Annotated in this window: 14 protein-coding genes; 5 read left to right on the forward strand and 9 right to left on the reverse strand. The window is 38.8% G+C overall.

The features are described 5' to 3' along the window. Positions 1-5 precede the first annotated feature (5 nt). From R3X26_RS08130 to R3X26_RS08150, 5 genes are all read right to left on the reverse strand, one after another. Positions 6-224 (reverse strand): DUF2835 domain-containing protein, encoded by a 219-nt coding sequence (locus R3X26_RS08130; protein WP_317716752.1) that lies wholly within the window; start codon positions 222-224, stop codon positions 6-8. 110 nt (positions 225-334) lie between these two features. Then, complete coding sequence (gene pepN, locus R3X26_RS08135) at positions 335-2953, reverse strand: aminopeptidase N (RefSeq protein WP_411572405.1); 2619 nt, start codon at positions 2951-2953, stop codon at positions 335-337. 129 nt (positions 2954-3082) lie between these two features. Then, on the reverse strand, positions 3083-5089 hold the full coding sequence (gene prc, locus R3X26_RS08140; RefSeq protein WP_317716755.1) for a carboxy terminal-processing peptidase: 2007 nt from the start codon (positions 5087-5089) through the stop codon (positions 3083-3085). A gap of 17 nt (positions 5090-5106) precedes the next feature. Then, positions 5107-5742, reverse strand: a complete 636-nt coding sequence (gene proQ, locus R3X26_RS08145) for an RNA chaperone ProQ (protein WP_317716757.1) — start codon at positions 5740-5742, stop codon at positions 5107-5109. Positions 5743-5842: 100 nt separating this feature from the next. Further along, entirely contained in the window at positions 5843-6316 is a 474-nt protein-coding gene (locus tag R3X26_RS08150; RefSeq protein ID WP_317716759.1) for a GAF domain-containing protein, read from the reverse strand. A 287-nt stretch (positions 6317-6603) separates the two neighbouring features. On the opposite strand from R3X26_RS08150, the gene R3X26_RS08155 reads away from it, so the two are divergent. The 3 genes from R3X26_RS08155 to rsmF all read left to right on the forward strand — a co-directional run bounded on the left by R3X26_RS08155 (position 6604) and on the right by rsmF (position 12131). Further along, complete coding sequence (locus R3X26_RS08155) at positions 6604-7935, forward strand: paraquat-inducible protein A (RefSeq protein ID WP_317716760.1); 1332 nt, start codon at positions 6604-6606, stop codon at positions 7933-7935. Further along, on the forward strand, positions 7928-10576 hold the full coding sequence (locus R3X26_RS08160) for an MlaD family protein (RefSeq protein WP_317716762.1): 2649 nt from the start codon (positions 7928-7930) through the stop codon (positions 10574-10576). The genes R3X26_RS08155 and R3X26_RS08160 overlap by 8 nt, the downstream gene beginning before the upstream one ends. A gap of 127 nt (positions 10577-10703) precedes the next feature. Then, the gene (gene rsmF / locus R3X26_RS08165; RefSeq protein ID WP_317716764.1) at positions 10704-12131 is read left to right on the forward strand and encodes a 16S rRNA (cytosine(1407)-C(5))-methyltransferase RsmF; all 1428 of its coding nucleotides are present in this window, start codon (positions 10704-10706) and stop codon (positions 12129-12131) included. Positions 12132-12262: 131 nt separating this feature from the next. Here rsmF and R3X26_RS08170 read toward each other — a convergent pair whose 3' ends face one another. The 3 genes from R3X26_RS08170 to R3X26_RS08180 form a co-directional block, all read right to left on the reverse strand. Next, positions 12263-13114: a S1 RNA-binding domain-containing protein gene (locus tag R3X26_RS08170; RefSeq protein WP_317716765.1), complete on the reverse strand. Its 852-nt coding sequence runs from the start codon at positions 13112-13114 to the stop codon at positions 12263-12265. A 115-nt stretch (positions 13115-13229) separates the two neighbouring features. Continuing rightward, positions 13230-13724 (reverse strand): PaaI family thioesterase, encoded by a 495-nt coding sequence (locus R3X26_RS08175; protein WP_317716766.1) that lies wholly within the window; start codon positions 13722-13724, stop codon positions 13230-13232. 94 nt (positions 13725-13818) lie between these two features. Then, on the reverse strand, positions 13819-14700 hold the full coding sequence (locus R3X26_RS08180) for a putative PEP-binding protein (protein WP_317716768.1): 882 nt from the start codon (positions 14698-14700) through the stop codon (positions 13819-13821). A gap of 210 nt (positions 14701-14910) precedes the next feature. Between R3X26_RS08180 and R3X26_RS08185 the strand changes: the two genes are divergently transcribed. Both R3X26_RS08185 and R3X26_RS08190 read left to right on the forward strand, forming a co-directional pair. Beyond that, positions 14911-15972 (forward strand): 3-deoxy-7-phosphoheptulonate synthase, encoded by a 1062-nt coding sequence (locus tag R3X26_RS08185; protein WP_317716770.1) that lies wholly within the window; start codon positions 14911-14913, stop codon positions 15970-15972. 3 nt (positions 15973-15975) lie between these two features. Then, positions 15976-16458: a YajQ family cyclic di-GMP-binding protein gene (locus tag R3X26_RS08190; protein ID WP_317716771.1), complete on the forward strand. Its 483-nt coding sequence runs from the start codon at positions 15976-15978 to the stop codon at positions 16456-16458. A 60-nt stretch (positions 16459-16518) separates the two neighbouring features. Here R3X26_RS08190 and R3X26_RS08195 read toward each other — a convergent pair whose 3' ends face one another. After that, the gene (locus R3X26_RS08195; protein WP_317716772.1) at positions 16519-17463 is read right to left on the reverse strand and encodes a bifunctional precorrin-2 dehydrogenase/sirohydrochlorin ferrochelatase; all 945 of its coding nucleotides are present in this window, start codon (positions 17461-17463) and stop codon (positions 16519-16521) included. Positions 17464-17522: the final 59 nt, after the last annotated feature.

Genomic DNA, 17522 nt, shown 5'->3' on the forward strand with positions numbered 1-17522 from the left:
CACTTCTACAAAGCTTCTAGTTGGATGAATTTGTTATCAGTATCGGTGGTTAAGCGAAATCGTCCTCTAATCCCTATTTGAGTTAGAAAAGGTCTCATTCTTGCGGCAGGAATTTGTAAATTTAAGCCTTGCTCCGTATAAACCATAACGCTACTTGCACTACCAGAATAATGTTGTAAAAACACGTGATAAGGAATATCTAAGCGAAAGGTATAATGATTCATTTGATTCTGGTCAAATCCTTAATCTTTACTATCAATGTATAAAATATCTAGCCAAGATACTCTGAAAACGATGGTTTACAGAGTACCTTATATAGGCTGATATTGTCTTATTAAGACTCTAATGCTTTAGTTACTTTTTCAAATAAATCTTTAGCCAGATTGTCCATTTTAGATAGCTGTTCTAACTCTGCATGCATTAAGACCTGACGCGCTTGATCGTAATTACGATACTTTAAAAGTGGGTCAATAAGCCGTGATGCTACTTGTGGATTACTACTGTTTAATTCAGTTAAAATTTCACCAATAAACCGATAACCTGAACCATCCTTTGCATGGAAATGAACTGGATTCGCATTGAAAAAAGCGCCTAATAAACTACGAATTCTATTCGGGTTTTTCAAGCTAAAAGCAACATGATTCATTGTTTGTTTTATCATATCCAATGCATTATCTGCCGGATTAGTACCTTGTAATGTAAACCATTTATCCATTACTAAGCCATCATCACTCCATTTATTACTGAAATCAGTCATGAGATTCGCACGGCAGTTAAGTTGTGCCAAATTAGCAGCAGTTAATGCGGCCACTGTATCGGTCATATTATTAGCAGCGAGGTAATGTTTAGAGACAAGCTCATTTCCTTCTGCTAAATAAGCTAAGTAACCTAAGCAAATATTTCTAAGCGCACGTTTAGCAATAGCAGGATGTTCGATTGAATATTCATTTTGATGTAACGTGGCGTATAGTGCATTAAATTCATCTTGCAAACTTTCAGCCAGCAACACCTTAGTTGAATGTAAAACTGAGGCGATTGCATCGACGTCTATCGGTTTGAACCAGCCAGCTACTTCATTCTGACTCGGCAACGACAGCATTTCAGCGATAAATGCAGGATCAAGATCTGAATTTAACAATACCCCTCTAAATGCGTCGATGACCGCTTCTGGAAGTAAAAATGGTTGTCCTTTTTGTTGGTTTTCGACGTTAGCTTTGATGTACTTAGCAAGCAACATCTGTCCTGCATCCCAACGAGCAAAGTCATTCGATGCATGTACCATCAAAAACATTAATTCATCATCGGAATAGCCATAGACCAATTTTACGGGAGCGGAAAACTCTCTAAGTAATGAAATTACTGGCTTTTCTGTAACATTTTCAAATACAAAATTTTGCTTGGCTTGTTTAATGTCTAACACATTACCAATTTGGTTACCGCCACATTGAAGTGGAATAATCTCACCTTGCTGCGAATACAACTCAATATTCAAAGGAATATGTAGTGGCAACTTTTCCGGTTGTTCTTGACTTGAAGGAGTAGATTGAATCACAGTGAGGCTAAAAGTTTGTCGCTCTGGATCAAACTCTGTATCAACATTTATTGTTGGAGTTCCCGATTGACTGTACCAACGTTTAAATTGAGACAAGTCTACCGACGTTGCGTCTTGCATTGATGCAACAAAATCATCACAAGTAGCTGCGGTACCGTCATGGCGTTCAAAGTACAGTTTCATTCCTTTTTGGAAACCTTGTTCGCCTAATAACGTATGCATCATTCGTATAACTTCACTGCCCTTTTCATATACAGTTAAAGTATAAAAATTATTCATTTCAATGACTTTGTCAGGTCTTATTGGATGCGACATTGGGCTAGCATCTTCGGCAAACTGAGGCCCGCGGATAATTCTTACATTGTTAATTCGATTGACTGCTCGGGATCCAAGATCAGATGAAAATTCTTGATCTCTAAACACCGTTAACCCTTCTTTCAAACTCAATTGAAACCAATCTCGACAGGTTACTCTGTTGCCTGTCCAATTATGGAAGTATTCGTGACCAATAACCGCTTCAATACCTAAATAATCGCTATCAGTCGCCGTCTGATCATTGGCTAATACATACTTTGAATTAAAGACATTTAAGCCTTTATTCTCCATTGCACCCATGTTAAAAAAGTCTACCGCCACAATCATATAAATATCTAAATCATATTCTAAACCGAAACGTTTCTCGTCCCACTCCATCGAACGCTTTAAAGAAAGCATGGCATGATTCGCACGGTCAAGATTGCCTTTATCGACATATATTTCAAGCGTCACATCTCGACCAGACTTAGTTGTGTATTTGTCTGATAGAACATCAAAGTCACCTGCTACAAGAGCAAAAAGATAGGCAGGTTTTGGGTGAGGGTCATGCCATTCAACCCAGTGCTTCCCGTTCGCAAGATCACCTTGTGCCACTTTATTACCATTGCTCAATAAAAATGGATACAAAGATTTGTCCGCAATAACTTTGGTCGTGAATACTGCCAATACATCAGGACGATCCATATAATAGGTAATACGACGAAATCCTTCCGCCTCACATTGTGTACAAAAGGCACCATCGGATTTGTACAATCCTTCAAGCGCACTGTTTCCTTCGGGATCAAGTTGTGTTTTAACAGTAAGAACAAATTGGTTCGGTAAATCATTAATGACCAATTTCCCTTCCATTTGTTGATATTGATTCCAATCCACGCCATCAACTTGCAGTTCGAGTAGCGTCAGTTGCTCGCCATCTAAACTAAGCGAATGGCTGTCTCCCATTTGCTTAATGGTGGAAACAGCCGTAACAATGGTTTCATTGTCGGCAAGGTCAAATTCAAGATTAACTTTAGAGATACTGTGGCTAGGTAATTGATAATCTTTACGATATTTTGCTACTGGCTGGGCTTGGTTTTGTGACGACATCATATTTCCTTAACTTTAACTTGCTAGTTTATCTGTTCTAACAAGGTATAAACCAAATCTTATATTTCATTCAATTCCAGTTAACCGAAAAAAACGAGCATTGCGCTCGTTTTTTCGGTGACCAATTGGTTAACTGGTTTTCAGCGTGTTAATCATATCGACCATAATGTCGACGGATTCATCTAGATAGGCATCAGGCGCTTGATAATCTTTGTCTACTTCATCCAAAGATTTATATAGTTCTTTACCCATCGCTTCTTGACGCTGATTAATACGTTCGAGACGTTTTACTTCTCTGTCTTCTATTTGTTGAACGCGTACTTTTTCATTCAAAGACAACATATTATCGTCTTGTTCTGCTTTGTATTTGGCAATATCTTCAGCAATAAAGCCAAATTCTCTATCGGTACTAATTCTAGCTTGGTGTAATTTGTCCAACTGAGCGATTTGATCTTGGCGCTGTTTAATAACATTGTATGCAGCTTTATCTATGCTATCCCATGGAAGCGCATTATCTTCTACACTTTCACCAGTATCTTCAGGATCAATAGCGGTTGGATAAGCGATATCAGGCACTACACCTTTATTCTGAGTACTACCACCATTAATACGATAGAACTTCTGAATAGTATATTGAACATACCCTAATTCTTTATCAAACAGATCATAAATATGATTCAAAGAACGGTGTTGCTGAACCGTACCCTTACCGAAAGTCTGTTCTCCTAAGATGATCGCTCTACCGTAGTCTTGCATAGCTGCAGCAAATATCTCCGATGCAGACGCACTATATCGGTTGATCAATACTGTCATAGGACCATCATAACTTGATACATTGTCAGTATCGCTGTTTACATTGACACGGCCATAGCTATCTCTCACTTGAACCACTGGACCTTTATTAATAAATAGACCAGAAAGCGCCGTCGCTTCAGTTAACGCGCCACCACCATTGTTTCGTAAATCGACGATAATGCCATCAACCGATTGTTGTTCAAGTTGCTTGATTAATTTATCGGTATCTTTAGATAAGCCAACATAAAAACTCGGTACTTCAAGTACACCAATTTTTTTGCCATCTTTTTCTACAACTTCCGATTTAACCGCCCTATCTTCCAAGCGTACTTTATCTCGAACAATAGTGACATTGTAACTTTTACTAGTTTTTCCATCAGGAAGAATATTAAGAGTAACTTTGGTGCCTTTCGGTCCTTTAATTAGCTGCACAACGTCATCTAGGCGCCAACCAATTACATCCACCATTTCTGCATTTTCTTGCCCAACGCCGATAATTCTATCGCCATCATTCAGCTCTTTACTTTTTGAAGCCGGACCACCCGCAACTAAAGAACGAATAACCGTATAATCGTCAGTCATTTGGAGCACTGCACCTATTCCTTCCAACGACAAACTCATTTCAGATTGAAATTGCTCTGCATTGCGTGGCGATAAGTAACTAGTGTGAGGATCAACTTGACGAGCAAAAGCATTCATATAAACCTGAAACGCATCTTCACTCTTAGATTGAGTAAGACGTTTGATTGCATTGTTATAACGCTTTTCAAGCATCTCTTTAATTTCAGGCCATTCTTTGTCTGTTAACTTCAAACTCAGCGCATCATATTTTACTCGCTTACGCCAAAGTTCATTCAGTTCACTGGTATTTTTAGCCCAAGGTGCTTCAGAACGGTCTAATTGAATAGACTCATCAGTATCAAAACTAATTTCTTTATCAAGGAGCGACAAGGCATAAACGTAACGTTCATATCTCCGAACTAGAGATAGGTTATAGACATCAAAAGCAATTTGATTGTCGCCTATTTTTAGCTGGTCATCGAGTAAAATAGACCAATCAGAAAAAGACTCAATATCAGCTTGTGTGAAAATATTACGATTATAATCGAGCATTTCTAAATAGCGTTCAAACATCGCTTTAGAAAAATCATCATCTAAACTGAAATGTTTATAATGAGATCGAGTAAACCGAGAGGTTACTCGTTTACTTGCGGTTTGATGCTGAACTTCAGCCGCAAGAGTTGGAAGTTGATCTTTAGATATTTTTGATTCTAAAGCTTGAGCAGAAGCCGCGATGCTAATGCATGCGGCAACCAAAGTCAGTTTTAAACGGCATTTCATGCGTAGGATAATCTCCTCTATGCGCGCAAGTGCTCCACTTTTACAACCATTTGAAGGCCATTGGTCAGGCGAACACGTACATCATCCTTGTTGATTTCGACTATTGTTGCAGCCATATTTCCTTTACCCATATTTACATTCACGTCTTTTCCAACCGCCATTTCATCGGAGTTTAGAGAACGAGTTTCTGCAATTACGGGCTTGCTTTTTTGTTTCTGCTGTTGTGGTTTAGCAGGTTTAGCACTGCGTTTCTGTGCTGCTGCTTTAGCCTTAGTTTTGCCTTCTTCACGAGCTTTATTAGCTTGCTCTTTACGGCGCTCTTGCACTCGAGCTTTACTCTCTGCAAGTGCTTGTTTTGCATGTTCAACATGCTCTTCTTCTAGCTCACCACAAGCATTACCATCTAAATCAACACGTACTGCTCCTGGTTTTATCCCATGAAGATAACGCCATGAAGACGTGTACTGTCTTAGTGCTGCACGTAACTGAGTTTTACTCACTTTACCGTCGTCTTTCAATCGTTCTGCTAGATCTTGAAAGATACCAATTTTAAGTGGTTTAGCTTCACCTTCTAAAGTAAAGCATTTAGGGAAACATTCAGCAACATAAGCGATAACTTCTTTGCTGTTTTTCAACTTTTCAGTGTTTTCCATGAGGTTTCCTGGTTGGAGCGGCCTTCCCGCGAACTAAATTTGATAAATATTTGGGCTATTATAAAGACATGCTTATGAAAAACCACAGGCAATTAGCTTTTTATACCTCAATAGCCTGCGAATTAAGCACCTTTTCTACTTTATTCATCAAATCAACCAAGCCTTTCTCATCAATTTCGCTGAATCTCGACAATTTAGGGCTATCGATATCTAAAACACCGGCAATTTTGCCTTCAATAGAAAACGGAATAACAATTTCAGAATTCGTCTGCCCATCGCAAGCTATGTGACCAACAAACTCATGCACATCTTGTATTCTTTGTACTTGATTAGTTGCAACCGCAGTACCACACACTCCTCTGCCTAGAGGGATACGGATACAAGCTGGTTTACCTTGAAACGGGCCTAATACCAGCTCGTCACCATCCATTAGATAAAAACCGACCCAATTAACGTCTTTCAACTCTACATTTATTAACGCACTAAGATTCGATAAATTGGCGATTAGGTTCTTCTCTGTTTCGATTAAGGCGATAGCTTGCTTAGTCAAAGATTGGTAATCTTTTAATTCCATACTTATATTTACCACTTAAAGATCGTTATATTGCAACTTAAACAATATGTTGATGTTAATTTTTGTCTATGATTACTCGTAATCGTTTAATTTACTATGTAATGTTTGCACAGTGCAAACTTTAAAGTACTTTTACTGTACATTCGTACGGTTAACTTGATTTACTTACAACAGTTAAGTTTTGAAATAGATAGATTTAAAAATATCACAGTTTAGGGTAGAACAACGGTCAAACAAGCAATGAAAGAAATAATAAGCAGTAAATTGTTCTGCTTCGGACAATAACAATGCAATACACTAGAGCAGACAATACAACCAATAAACTGACTCCCTCACAATTATGTAAAGGGTGTGAATTACCTGTGGCGGTTGAAACGTTACCAGCAGGAAAAACAGCCTATTGTCCTCGCTGTAATACAAAATTGTATCGTGGTGGTAAAAACAATTTGACCGGCAACATTGCTATCGCAATAACTTGTCTACTGCTCTTTGTCCCTTCACACTTTTTCCCGTTTATTAGCATTCGTTTAATTGGAATGATGATTCCGGCTACCCTTCCCTCAGGTACATTGACCTTAATGGAAGAAGGATTTATTGCTCTGGGACTACTAATTTTATTTTGTAGCTCAATTGCACCTTTATTAGTGAGTGTATGCGTTCTTATTATTCATGCTGCATTAAGAAAGCGTTGGTTTTTTGCATTTAAACAGGCTCTTTCCACTGTTCATTTTTTAAAACAGTGGATGATGTTGGATGTGTTTTTGGTTAGTGTGGCAATTTCTTGCTTTAAACTACAAGATTATTCGGACATCTATGTTGGAGTCGGTTTATACGGCATCATTTTATTACAGCTTTTTTCATTATTACTCATATCGAGAGTGAGCGTAAAACGTTATTGGCAAGCCTGGAAAAGCGATACAAGTTTCCATGTATCTGACAAAGTGGTGCATTGTAGTCACTGCCATTTATCTCAGCCTGAAGCACAAAAATGTCTTCGTTGCCATTCTGTACTTTATCACCGTAAACCTTATTCGATACAGAAAACATGGGCATTACTGATTGCTGCAGCGGTGTTTACTATTCCTGCTAATGTTATCCCCATTTCTATCTTTTTTAATAATGGTCAACGAGTTGAAGATACCATTTTTTCCGGTGTAGCCTCATTAATTGTGAGAGATATGCATGGAATTGCTTTGATTATATTTGTCGCCAGTATCATTGTTCCTGCCGCTAAAATTATCGGATTAGGTTATATATTAATCAGCATTCAGTGTAAGCAGCGTATTTTAAAGAAACAGCGAATGTTCATATACTTTGTTGTTAAATGGATAGGAAAATGGTCTGTAATGGATCTGTTTGTAATTTCTATTATGATGACCTTAGTCGATAGAGGACAAATCCTTAATTTTGCACCTGGTTTTGGCGCGGTTGCTTTTGGTGCTGTTGTCGTTTTAACTATGTTAGCAACAGAAAGTTTTGATCCACGACTAATATGGGACAACCCAACAGCGACGCATACATCTTTAACTAAAAGCCTAAAACGCTCGCTAGCCAATAAACAGAAACAAACTATTTCGGTTGGCATTAATAACAAGGAACTTGATACATTAGATGAGTAATACTGAATCAACATCACAAACATACAAACCAAATGTAAAAAGAGAGTTTGGCATATCACCGCTGTGGATATTGCCCATCATTACCTTGGCGTTAGCAGGATGGCTTGTCATTAAAGCAATAAATGACGCGGGACAGCGTGTACAAATCTACTTCTCAGATGCTCAAGGGCTCATTGCAGGACGCACCACTATTCAATATCAGGGCTTGGAAGTTGGTATGGTTCGAGATATCTCTTTATCTTCTAATTTAGATAATATCTATGTCGATGCCGATATTTACCCTCAAGCAACCCAACTACTGGGTAAAAACACCCGTTTTTGGTTGGTTAAACCTAAAGCTAGTATCTCTGGGATTTCTGGATTAGATGCGTTAGTTTCTGGTAATTACATTGCTATTCAACCAGGCGAAGAGTTAAACCAAGATGACGACGACGAACTACAAACTAAATATATTGCACTAGAAAGTCGACCTGCCGATTTAGAAGCTAATCAAGGATTAAACATTACACTTAGATCAAATGATCTTGGTTCTATTTCAATTGGGTCACAAATTGTTTATCGAAAAATTCCAATTGGCGAGGTGTATAATTATAAACTTGAACCAGATGGTAAAACCGTTCTTATCGACGCTTATATAAACAACGAATACGCAAATATCATAACTAATAAAAGTCGCTTTTGGAATGTAAGTGGTGCAGGTGCGCAAATTGGCTTTCATGGTGTTGATGTGCAATTCGAAAGTTTAAGTGCTCTTTTAACCGGAGCAATTGCAGTAGACTCTCCGGATGGTGGTGAACCAGTCGAAGAAAAAGCCCAATTTCGACTTTACCCTGATTTAAAGACCGCAGGTCGTGGTATCCCAATTCACATTACTTTGCCAGATGGAAACAACATTTCCGCGGGCGGTGCTCCGATAATGTATCGCGGCATAGAAATTGGCCAAATCACTCACTTAACCTTGAATAAAGAGCGTGAAGATATTGTTGCATTAGCCGCAATTCAGCCAGCATTTAGTGACACTTTGAATAGTGGCACGCGCTTTATGTTAGAAGAGGCCAATTTATCCTTAACCGAATTTGATAATTTATCTAATTTGGTCACGGGTAATTTTCTAACCCTGATTCCAGGCCAAGGCGAACAAGCACGAAACTTTACCGCCATTACGAAAGACGAATTACTAAAAGAGAAACAACATTCTACTTCTATATCCCTTACATCAGATGACTCCTATGGATTGAGTGTGGGTACAGAAATTCTTTACCGTGGTTTCTCTGTAGGCTCTATAAGTGCAATCAATCTAGTCAAAGACCAAGTTACTTTTGAAGCACTGATCGACAATGAATATCAGCATCTTATTAAATCTAACAATCGATTTTTTGTCTCAAGCGCTGCTAACGCTCAATTAACTCAATCTGGTGTGAGTATTTCACTGCCAACAGCGAAACAGTTACTTGCGGGATCAATAAGTTTTATTAGTAAAGGTGACAATAACGCTAATAGCGATTATCGTTTATTTGCCAATCAATCTCTTGCTGAACTCGCCGATTATGAGCAATCAGGCATATACAAAATAACACTATTTGCTAGCCAACTACCCTCAGTATCTAAAGGGAGTCCACTGTTATACCGCAACCTTGAAGTGGGTAAAGTACAAGACTACTCTCTCACCACAAATGGTGTCGAGATTACCGTCGCTATAGATAATAAATACAAACACTTGCTCTCTGAACAAACCGTATTTTGGAACCGTTCTGGTGTAGAAGTGCAAGCAGACTTAAGTGGAGTAAGCATCAAAGCGGCACCACTCAAAAGTTTACTTCAAGGTGGGATCGCCTTTGATAATCTATCAGGTGTCGAAAATAAATCTGGTGCGTACTGGCGTCTCTATGATGACTATGAGCAAGCGGCAAAGTACGGAAGCACTATTTCGTTACTCTCTTCTGATACGGTCACAGTAAAAGCTGGCTCTGCGATCAAATTTCAAGGCGTAACCGTGGGTGAAGTACTTCTACTTACTCCTGATTTTACTAACAGTACAACCAATATCAGTGCTCGTATTTTTCCTGAATACGCTGATAAATTAGCGGTAACAGGTAGCTACTTTTGGACTGTTTCACCACAAATCAGTTTCGATGGTGTGAAAAATTTAGATTCTATTATTGCTAGCTATATCAACGTTCAACCAGGAAATGGCGAACATGCCACTCAATTTCCGTTACACTCTTCAGCCATTGAAACGTCAGGAGTGTCGTTTACTCTACAAAGCCAACATCGTCGGTCAGTCACGGTTGGTGCGCCAGTATTCTATCGCGATATAGAGGTCGGAAAAGTTACCAATGTGCAGCTAGGAACGTTTGCCGATAGAGTAGTGACAAGTATTGAAATAAAAGCTGAATATGCCTATTTAGTACGAGAAAACAGTGTATTTTGGAATGTGTCAGGACTGGATATTTCGATAGGTTTATCTGGTGCGCAGATAAAATCGAGTACAGTTGATAACCTGCTTCGCGGTGGAATTGCCTTTGCTACCCCACAAGAAAAGCAACTATTACCACCAGCCCAACCAGAACAAGCTTTTATTTTACACCCAGAGTTACAACCAGAATGGCGGGAATGGCGAACGGCTATTCCAAAACCATAACTTACTTTGTTATTAGTGAGTTATCTTCCGCCCCACTGACGAAATGCAGTATAAAAGCTGCATTTCGTTTTTATATACGCACAATTTTAGTTAGAATTAACCTCCACTACCTTACCGAGATACCTTTGTGCACGCCAATATTGAACTTCCGCAACAGTTTTTAGAGCAAATCGAATCCATCATGCCGTCTCACTTGGACATGAATGACTTCATCGAAGCTTGTCAAAAACCTTTGCGCAGAAGCATCCGAGTAAATACGTTAAAGATATCTGTACAAGATTTTATCTATAGAGCAGAGAGAAAAGGATGGAAGCTTACCTCTATACCTTGGTGTGATACGGGCTTTTGGTTACAACGACCCGATACAGAACACGGTAGATTAGGCAATACAGCAGAACATATGGCAGGGCTATTTTATATTCAAGAAGCCAGTTCAATGTTGCCGGTTAGTGCTCTATTTAAAGGGCAGCAAGGTGGGTTTATTACTGTGCTAGACATGGCAGCTGCACCCGGTTCAAAGACTACCCAACTTTCTGCGGCCATGGACAATAACGGGACAGTGGTAGCTAATGAGTTCTCAGCGAGTCGAGTTAAAATACTGCATTCAAATATTCAACGTTGTGGCGTACGAAATGCGGCGTTAACTAATTTTGACGGTCGAGTATTCGGTGGTTGGCTGCCAGAACAATTTGACGCGATATTGTTAGATGCGCCCTGCTCTGGTGAAGGTACAATTCGTAAAGATCCGGATGCAATGAAAAACTGGAGTAAAATCTCGACTCTGGAAATAGCACACACTCAAAAAGAGTTAATCGAAAGCGCTTTTTTTGCTTTAAAACCTGGTGGGATTTTGGTTTACTCAACCTGTACGCTCAATCACGAAGAAAATGAACAAGTTTGTCATCACTTAGCAGAAACGTTTGCCGATAATGTTGTATTTGAGCCGCTGGATAACTTATTCGATAATGCGAGCCAAGCCATTACTCAAGATGGTTTTTTACATGTTTACCCCCAAATCTATGATAGTGAGGGTTTCTTTGTTGCCAAAATACGAAAAATCGGGTCGGTCGACACACCAAAAGTGAAAAAGCGCTTAGGCAAGTTTCCTTTTACTAAAGCAAACCAAAAAGAAAGTGACGGCGTAACTAAATCGCTATTTGATACACTGGAATTGAGACTACCAGATTCTAGTAGCATTTGGGTTCGTGAAAAAGAAATCTGGTTATTTCCTAATTCATTAGAAAACATGTTAGGAGAAATTCGATTTTCTCGCATGGGAATAAAACTCGCCGAGCGTCATAAAAAGGGTTATCGATGGCAGCACGAAGCGGTAATCGCACTTGCTACTGGTCAAGAAAAAAATACCGTCAGTCTTGAAATCAATGACGCCAGAGAATGGTACATGGGACGAGATGTACGCCCCGACAACTTGTCAGGTACCGGCGAAGTGATTGTTAAATATGGTGACGATATTATTGGTATAGGCAAATGGGTAGGAAATCGAATCAAAAATGGCTTACCAAGAGAACTAGTCAGAGATAATAACTTATTTTAACTAGTGGTTAATTAATAAGTTATTAGTACTTATAATCCAATTTATACTACCGCCTAATATCTAAACAAAAAGCCCCAAACTAACTATAATTTGGGGCTTTTTTGACAGATTGTGTCTGTTAGATGCATAATTTAATCAACTAAGCGGATGCCTTCTTTTTCGATAACAATAATGCCCTTTTTATATAAACCGCCAATACTTTTCTTAAACGTACCTTTACTGGTTCTAAATACAGAAAATATAGCGTCTGGTGTCGACTTATCGTTTAAAGGCAAATAACCCTCTTTCTTCCGCAGTAGATCGACAATTTTTTCACTTAAATCATCCATTTTCGCAACACCAACTTTTTGCAATGACAAATCGATTTTGCCATCATCTCTGATATTTTTTATAAAACCTTTTACTCGTTTACCAATAAACAGCTTTCCGAATACGTCGGAAGGAAAAATCATTCCCCAGTGTAGGCCGTTAATAATAGCTTTATAGCCAAGTTCACTTCGCTCAGCAATAATTAAATCAACCGCTTGGTTAAGCGAATATTGTGCAGGAACTTTATCGAGTATCTTATTGAACTTGGTGGTACCAACAATCCGACCGGATGCTTTGTCAGTGTACACATAAACTAAGATTTTTTGCCCTTCGTTAAAACGAGATCGTTGCTCACTAAAAGGAACCAAAAGATCTTTTTTATCAATACCCCAATCAACGAACGCACCGGTATTATTTACCCCAACCACATTCATTAAACCAAATTCTCCGACTTGTGCAATCGGTGTATCGCAAGTGGCAGTTAACTGGCGTTCTGAATCGAAATATAAAAATACCTTAATCTGCTGGCCAATAATCTCTGGGCCAAAGTTTAACCCTTCTGGAACTTCACGCTTTGGTAGCATGACACTTCCGTAATCTTCTGCATCCAGAAAAAGACCAAAATCTTCTATTTTTACTATTTCTAGCTCGTTTATCTGACCAACTTTAATCATCAATTTGTTCCTATATCTAACCAACCGCGGATTATACGCTAGATAAGTTCACGTTGTTATTAGTTTCTTGTCACATTCGGCCATCAATGGGGTCTATTTAACGTGATGGTGTCTTTTATGACTCGGTGTTATGTCTATTGATCACTTTTATCGATAACGTCAACTTAAACCAAGCCATTAACTCATGTTCATTAATAGATGGACAAGTTACCTTTATTTTAACCGTTTTATTGACTCGTTCACCTGATTTAATCGCTTCTTCTAACATCTCATCAACCCGTTTTCCATCGTCACAACTAAATAGTACATCTCCTTCAGGTCTCTTAATAAACTGAGCTTCCACATCTTTAAACGCTAGTGAAATAGTATAGCCGCTTTGCTGAGCCTTACTCATCGCTAAAAAACCACCCGCCACATCTGCTCCAATCGCAAGTGCACCAAAGTACATACTATTTAAATGGTTTTTAGTCCTTCTTTTTAAAGGTATTTTGACAATCACTTTTTCATCATTCATTACTATTATTTTTGGTCTGCATAACCAGATCAGAGGGACTTTAGTAAATGAAAATATATTGAGATAAAGATTTGCTTTTGAGAGAGGTGATAACATAAAAGGCGCCACTATAACAACTGATTAGACCAGTTAAGCGGCACCAACAAACATTGTCAAATTTATGTTACAAAATTGCTACTGAAATAGCACTCTATGCAGTAATGGCGACTTTCATGTTCTTAAGTTCGGTCATTGTTTCTTGTAATAACGGTAACTGAGACAAGTAAGGACATAACACTAAGTACGGTTTATTCGCTTTATTAACTAATTTCACCATTTGCACCAATAACAATGAAATAGCTTCACTCTGCATATCAAATGCGTACTCTAGTGATTCATTTTTATTATCAAGTCCTAATGTAAACTGAGCAATATTTTCTAGGTTAATCACTACCCCATCAAAATACTGAATGATTTTATCGGCAAGAAGAATAGAAGAAGGAACATCACAAGAATAAAGCAGGCGGAAACCATTTAACCCTCTAGGCAAGCCTTGTTCTGCTAGCTTATCGATTATCGTTGCCGCATCACTCAACTTTCTAACAAACGGAACCACAACTTCAATATTATAGCCTTCAGCACGTAACTGTTTCACCACATCACACTCTAAAGCAAACGCCTCGCTATAAAGTTCTGAAGCATAACGAGCAACACCTCGTAAACCCATTGTCGGGTTCACTTCGCTATTTTCACATTCACCACCTAAAAGAGACGCAAAGGTGTAGCTATCCATATGACTCAAACAAACACGGATAATCTGATGCTTGGGTGTAATAGAATCTTTTATCTTAGAACAAAGCGTAGAAACAAAATGCTCTTTGAGCGGTTGCCCATCAAGTATCGCTTTTAACGTTTCGCTATCCTTTTCCGACAATGAGTCAACTTTAATTGCAGGATGATAAAACACATGCTCCATTATCAAGTCACCCAAAGAAACGTACAACTGATCAGAATCGACCAAGTCAGCGTAAGAAGGAAGCGCATTAACAACTTCGATATCTGAAAGAATGGCACCTTGACCTGCGTTACTCATTACTGCTCCATTAGTTAAACAATTACTATTGTCACGAAAATACAATTCAACACAATTTAACTCAAGTTAAAACTGCAAATTACACCAATAAATATCAATAAACGCTTCAATTGCAATATTTTTCAACACAAGTTTTCGATTGGCAGTTTATTCCTACCTTCATTTCCGCTATCTTTAGCGCTCGATATAATACTGATTATAGGCGCAAAGATGCCATTAAAAACCGACGAATTGAGAACTCAAGCTATAGGTCCAATGCCAACTCCTGCTGAACTTGTAAATTCATATCCTCTTACCGATGATGTGGCAGAGCGGATTGCACATTCTCGCAGACAAATTGAAAATATTCTCAGTGGACAAGATCACCGTCTACTCGTCATTGTTGGACCGTGTTCCATTCACGATACTGATGCAGCACTAGATTATGCAGAGCGTTTAACTCGCCTTCAGAGCCAATATGACAATGAGCTATTCATCGTCATGCGGACTTATTTTGAAAAACCTCGAACCATTGTAGGTTGGAAAGGCTTAATTACCGATCCCAACCTCGATGGATCTTATGCTTTAGAAGCCGGATTGGCAAAAGCACGTAAACTATTGTTAGATATCAACAAGCTCGGCCTCGCCACTGCTACTGAGTTTTTAGATATGATTACCGGTCAGTATATTGCTGATCTTATTACTTGGGGTGCAATTGGCGCACGTACAACCGAATCTCAAATCCACAGAGAAATGGCATCAGCATTGTCTTGCCCTGTCGGTTTTAAAAATGGCACCAATGGTAATGTAAAAATCGCGATTGATGCAATTAGAGCATCGAAAGCAAGTCATTATTTTTATTCACCAGATAAAAATGGTCGAATGACCGTCTACCGCACCAGTGGCAACCCATTTGGACATGTTATTCTTCGTGGTGGCGATCAAGGACCGAACTTCGATGCTACTTCAGTCAAACAAGCTTGTGATAAACTACAACAAGTTGGTTTACCAGAAAAACTCGTGGTCGACTTTAGCCATGCAAACTGTCAAAAACAACATAAAAAACAACTAGATGTAGCAGAAGACATCTGCCAACAGATTCTGTCAGGAAGTACAGCGATTGCGGGTATTATGGCCGAAAGCTTTATTTTAGAGGGAAACCAATCGATGACAGACCTAAATAATCTGGTTTATGGTCAATCGATTACCGACCCATGTTTAAGCTGGAGTGACACCGAAACAATGTTGGACATGCTTGCTAACGCGATTAAAAATAAACCACAAGGAGCCTAACTTATGCCTTCGTTTGATATTATCTCCGAAGTCGACAGCGTTGAACTGCGTAATTCAGTTGACAATGCAAATAGAGAACTTTCAACTCGATTTGATTTTCGGAACGTTGACGCTAGTTTTGATATAAAAGACGACACAGTAAAACTCACCGCCCAAGATGATTTTCAACTTAGGCAAATGATGGACATTTTGCGTGGTAACTTAGCTAAACGAGGGGTTGATGCAGAATCGATGGAAACCAAACCTTCAGTCCACTCTGGGAAAAATTGGTATCAAGACGTTGCATTTAAGCAAGGAATTGAAACATCAGTCGCCAAAAAAGTGGTTAAAACCATTAAAGATGCAAAAATCAAAGTTCAAGCATCTATTCAAGGTGATAAAGTCCGAGTTACTGGTAAAAAAAGAGATGACTTACAAAGTGTCATGGCGTTGATCAAAAGTTCTGAACTAGGTCAACCATTTCAATTCGAAAATTTTAGAGATTAACTTTATTGCATAAGCCACATATCATCTATTGATGTGGCTTTTGCTTTTCTTTCTAGACCGTTAATCAACAATTCTCAACAACGTGTCTGCCAATGCCATTTTTGCCATGGTCTGACTTTCACTTAGTTTGTTTTTTGGAATAAATATGCAAACTTTCTTCAGATCTGAATCAACGTGTTTATCCAATATCTGACCTAAATGATCGTTATCACTATAGGTAAATCGTTCGGCATCTCTACGACAAAGGTCAATAAACGGATATGGGCACGTCTCAGGATATAAGACTAATTCGCTTTGCTGCATGATACGTAACGTTCTAATAGAAAGTAGCTCTACATTTTCACCAAACTCAACCCAAAAACGTGACACTGTCATGTTGTAACAATTTTGCAAGTATGCGGTATAAATTGCTTCTAAATCTTCTATATTTTCAGTTAGTTCGACTTCCGGGTTAGCAAAAAAATCCTCCCAAAAACGACGCCTTTCATCGACTGTTTGATAGGTTTTTTTTATGTCAGTCCGTTTACTCGAGGCAAAGTCAGTGAGTAAGCCGGTATTCTGAGGTAAAACGCTTTCTATTTTTTCTCTAAGGTTACGGATCAGTACTGGAGATGCACCTCCACTCGAAATAGCAATTTGTACTTTTCCACGATTAATCATGGAAGGCGTAATGAAATCACAATACGGTTTGTCGTCGACCACATTAACTAAAATTCCTCGTTTTTTTGCATCTTTATGCACTTTGTAATTCAAATCAGGATTATTGGTCGTAGCCCACACTTGAATGTAATCTTCAGTGTAATCATCTCTGTATTGAGACTGAACCCAAACTAACAATTGTTTATCTGCGCAATCTTTCAAATAACTTGAAACTTCTGGTGAGACGACCGTGACACGAGCGTTAGCGCGTAACAAGGCGTCCACCTTGCGACTAGCGACATCCCCGCCCCCTACAACAAGAACTGGCTTATTGTTTAAATCGAGAAAAAGTGGAAAGTACTGCATATAGATCCTTTTTTAATAGATATCACTAAATTGGCACAGGTATCCAAGTTGGTGCTTCA

Origin of the sequence: Vibrio sp. TH_r3 (assembly GCF_033101115.1) — a bacterium.
Taxonomy (GTDB): Bacteria; Pseudomonadota; Gammaproteobacteria; order Enterobacterales; family Vibrionaceae; genus Vibrio.

What these genes read in the sequence shown, in the direction of transcription:
- R3X26_RS08130 (WP_317716752.1), bottom strand. Translation starts at nt 224, where the DNA reads ATGAATCATTATACCTTTCGCTTAGATATTCCTTATCACGTGTTTTTA.
- pepN (WP_411572405.1), bottom strand. Translation starts at nt 2,953, where the DNA reads ATGTCGTCACAAAACCAAGCCCAGCCAGTAGCAAAATATCGTAAAGAT.
- prc (WP_317716755.1), bottom strand. Translation starts at nt 5,089, where the DNA reads ATGAAATGCCGTTTAAAACTGACTTTGGTTGCCGCATGCATTAGCATC.
- proQ (WP_317716757.1), bottom strand. Translation starts at nt 5,742, where the DNA reads ATGGAAAACACTGAAAAGTTGAAAAACAGCAAAGAAGTTATCGCTTAT.
- R3X26_RS08150 (WP_317716759.1), bottom strand. Translation starts at nt 6,316, where the DNA reads ATGGAATTAAAAGATTACCAATCTTTGACTAAGCAAGCTATCGCCTTA.
- R3X26_RS08155 (WP_317716760.1), top strand. Translation starts at nt 6,604, where the DNA reads ATGCAATACACTAGAGCAGACAATACAACCAATAAACTGACTCCCTCA.
- R3X26_RS08160 (WP_317716762.1), top strand. Translation starts at nt 7,928, where the DNA reads ATGAGTAATACTGAATCAACATCACAAACATACAAACCAAATGTAAAA.
- R3X26_RS08170 (WP_317716765.1), bottom strand. Translation starts at nt 13,114, where the DNA reads ATGATTAAAGTTGGTCAGATAAACGAGCTAGAAATAGTAAAAATAGAA.
- R3X26_RS08175 (WP_317716766.1), bottom strand. Translation starts at nt 13,724, where the DNA reads ATGTTATCACCTCTCTCAAAAGCAAATCTTTATCTCAATATATTTTCA.
- R3X26_RS08180 (WP_317716768.1), bottom strand. Translation starts at nt 14,700, where the DNA reads ATGAGTAACGCAGGTCAAGGTGCCATTCTTTCAGATATCGAAGTTGTT.
- R3X26_RS08185 (WP_317716770.1), top strand. Translation starts at nt 14,911, where the DNA reads ATGCCATTAAAAACCGACGAATTGAGAACTCAAGCTATAGGTCCAATG.
- R3X26_RS08190 (WP_317716771.1), top strand. Translation starts at nt 15,976, where the DNA reads ATGCCTTCGTTTGATATTATCTCCGAAGTCGACAGCGTTGAACTGCGT.
- R3X26_RS08195 (WP_317716772.1), bottom strand. Translation starts at nt 17,463, where the DNA reads ATGCAGTACTTTCCACTTTTTCTCGATTTAAACAATAAGCCAGTTCTT.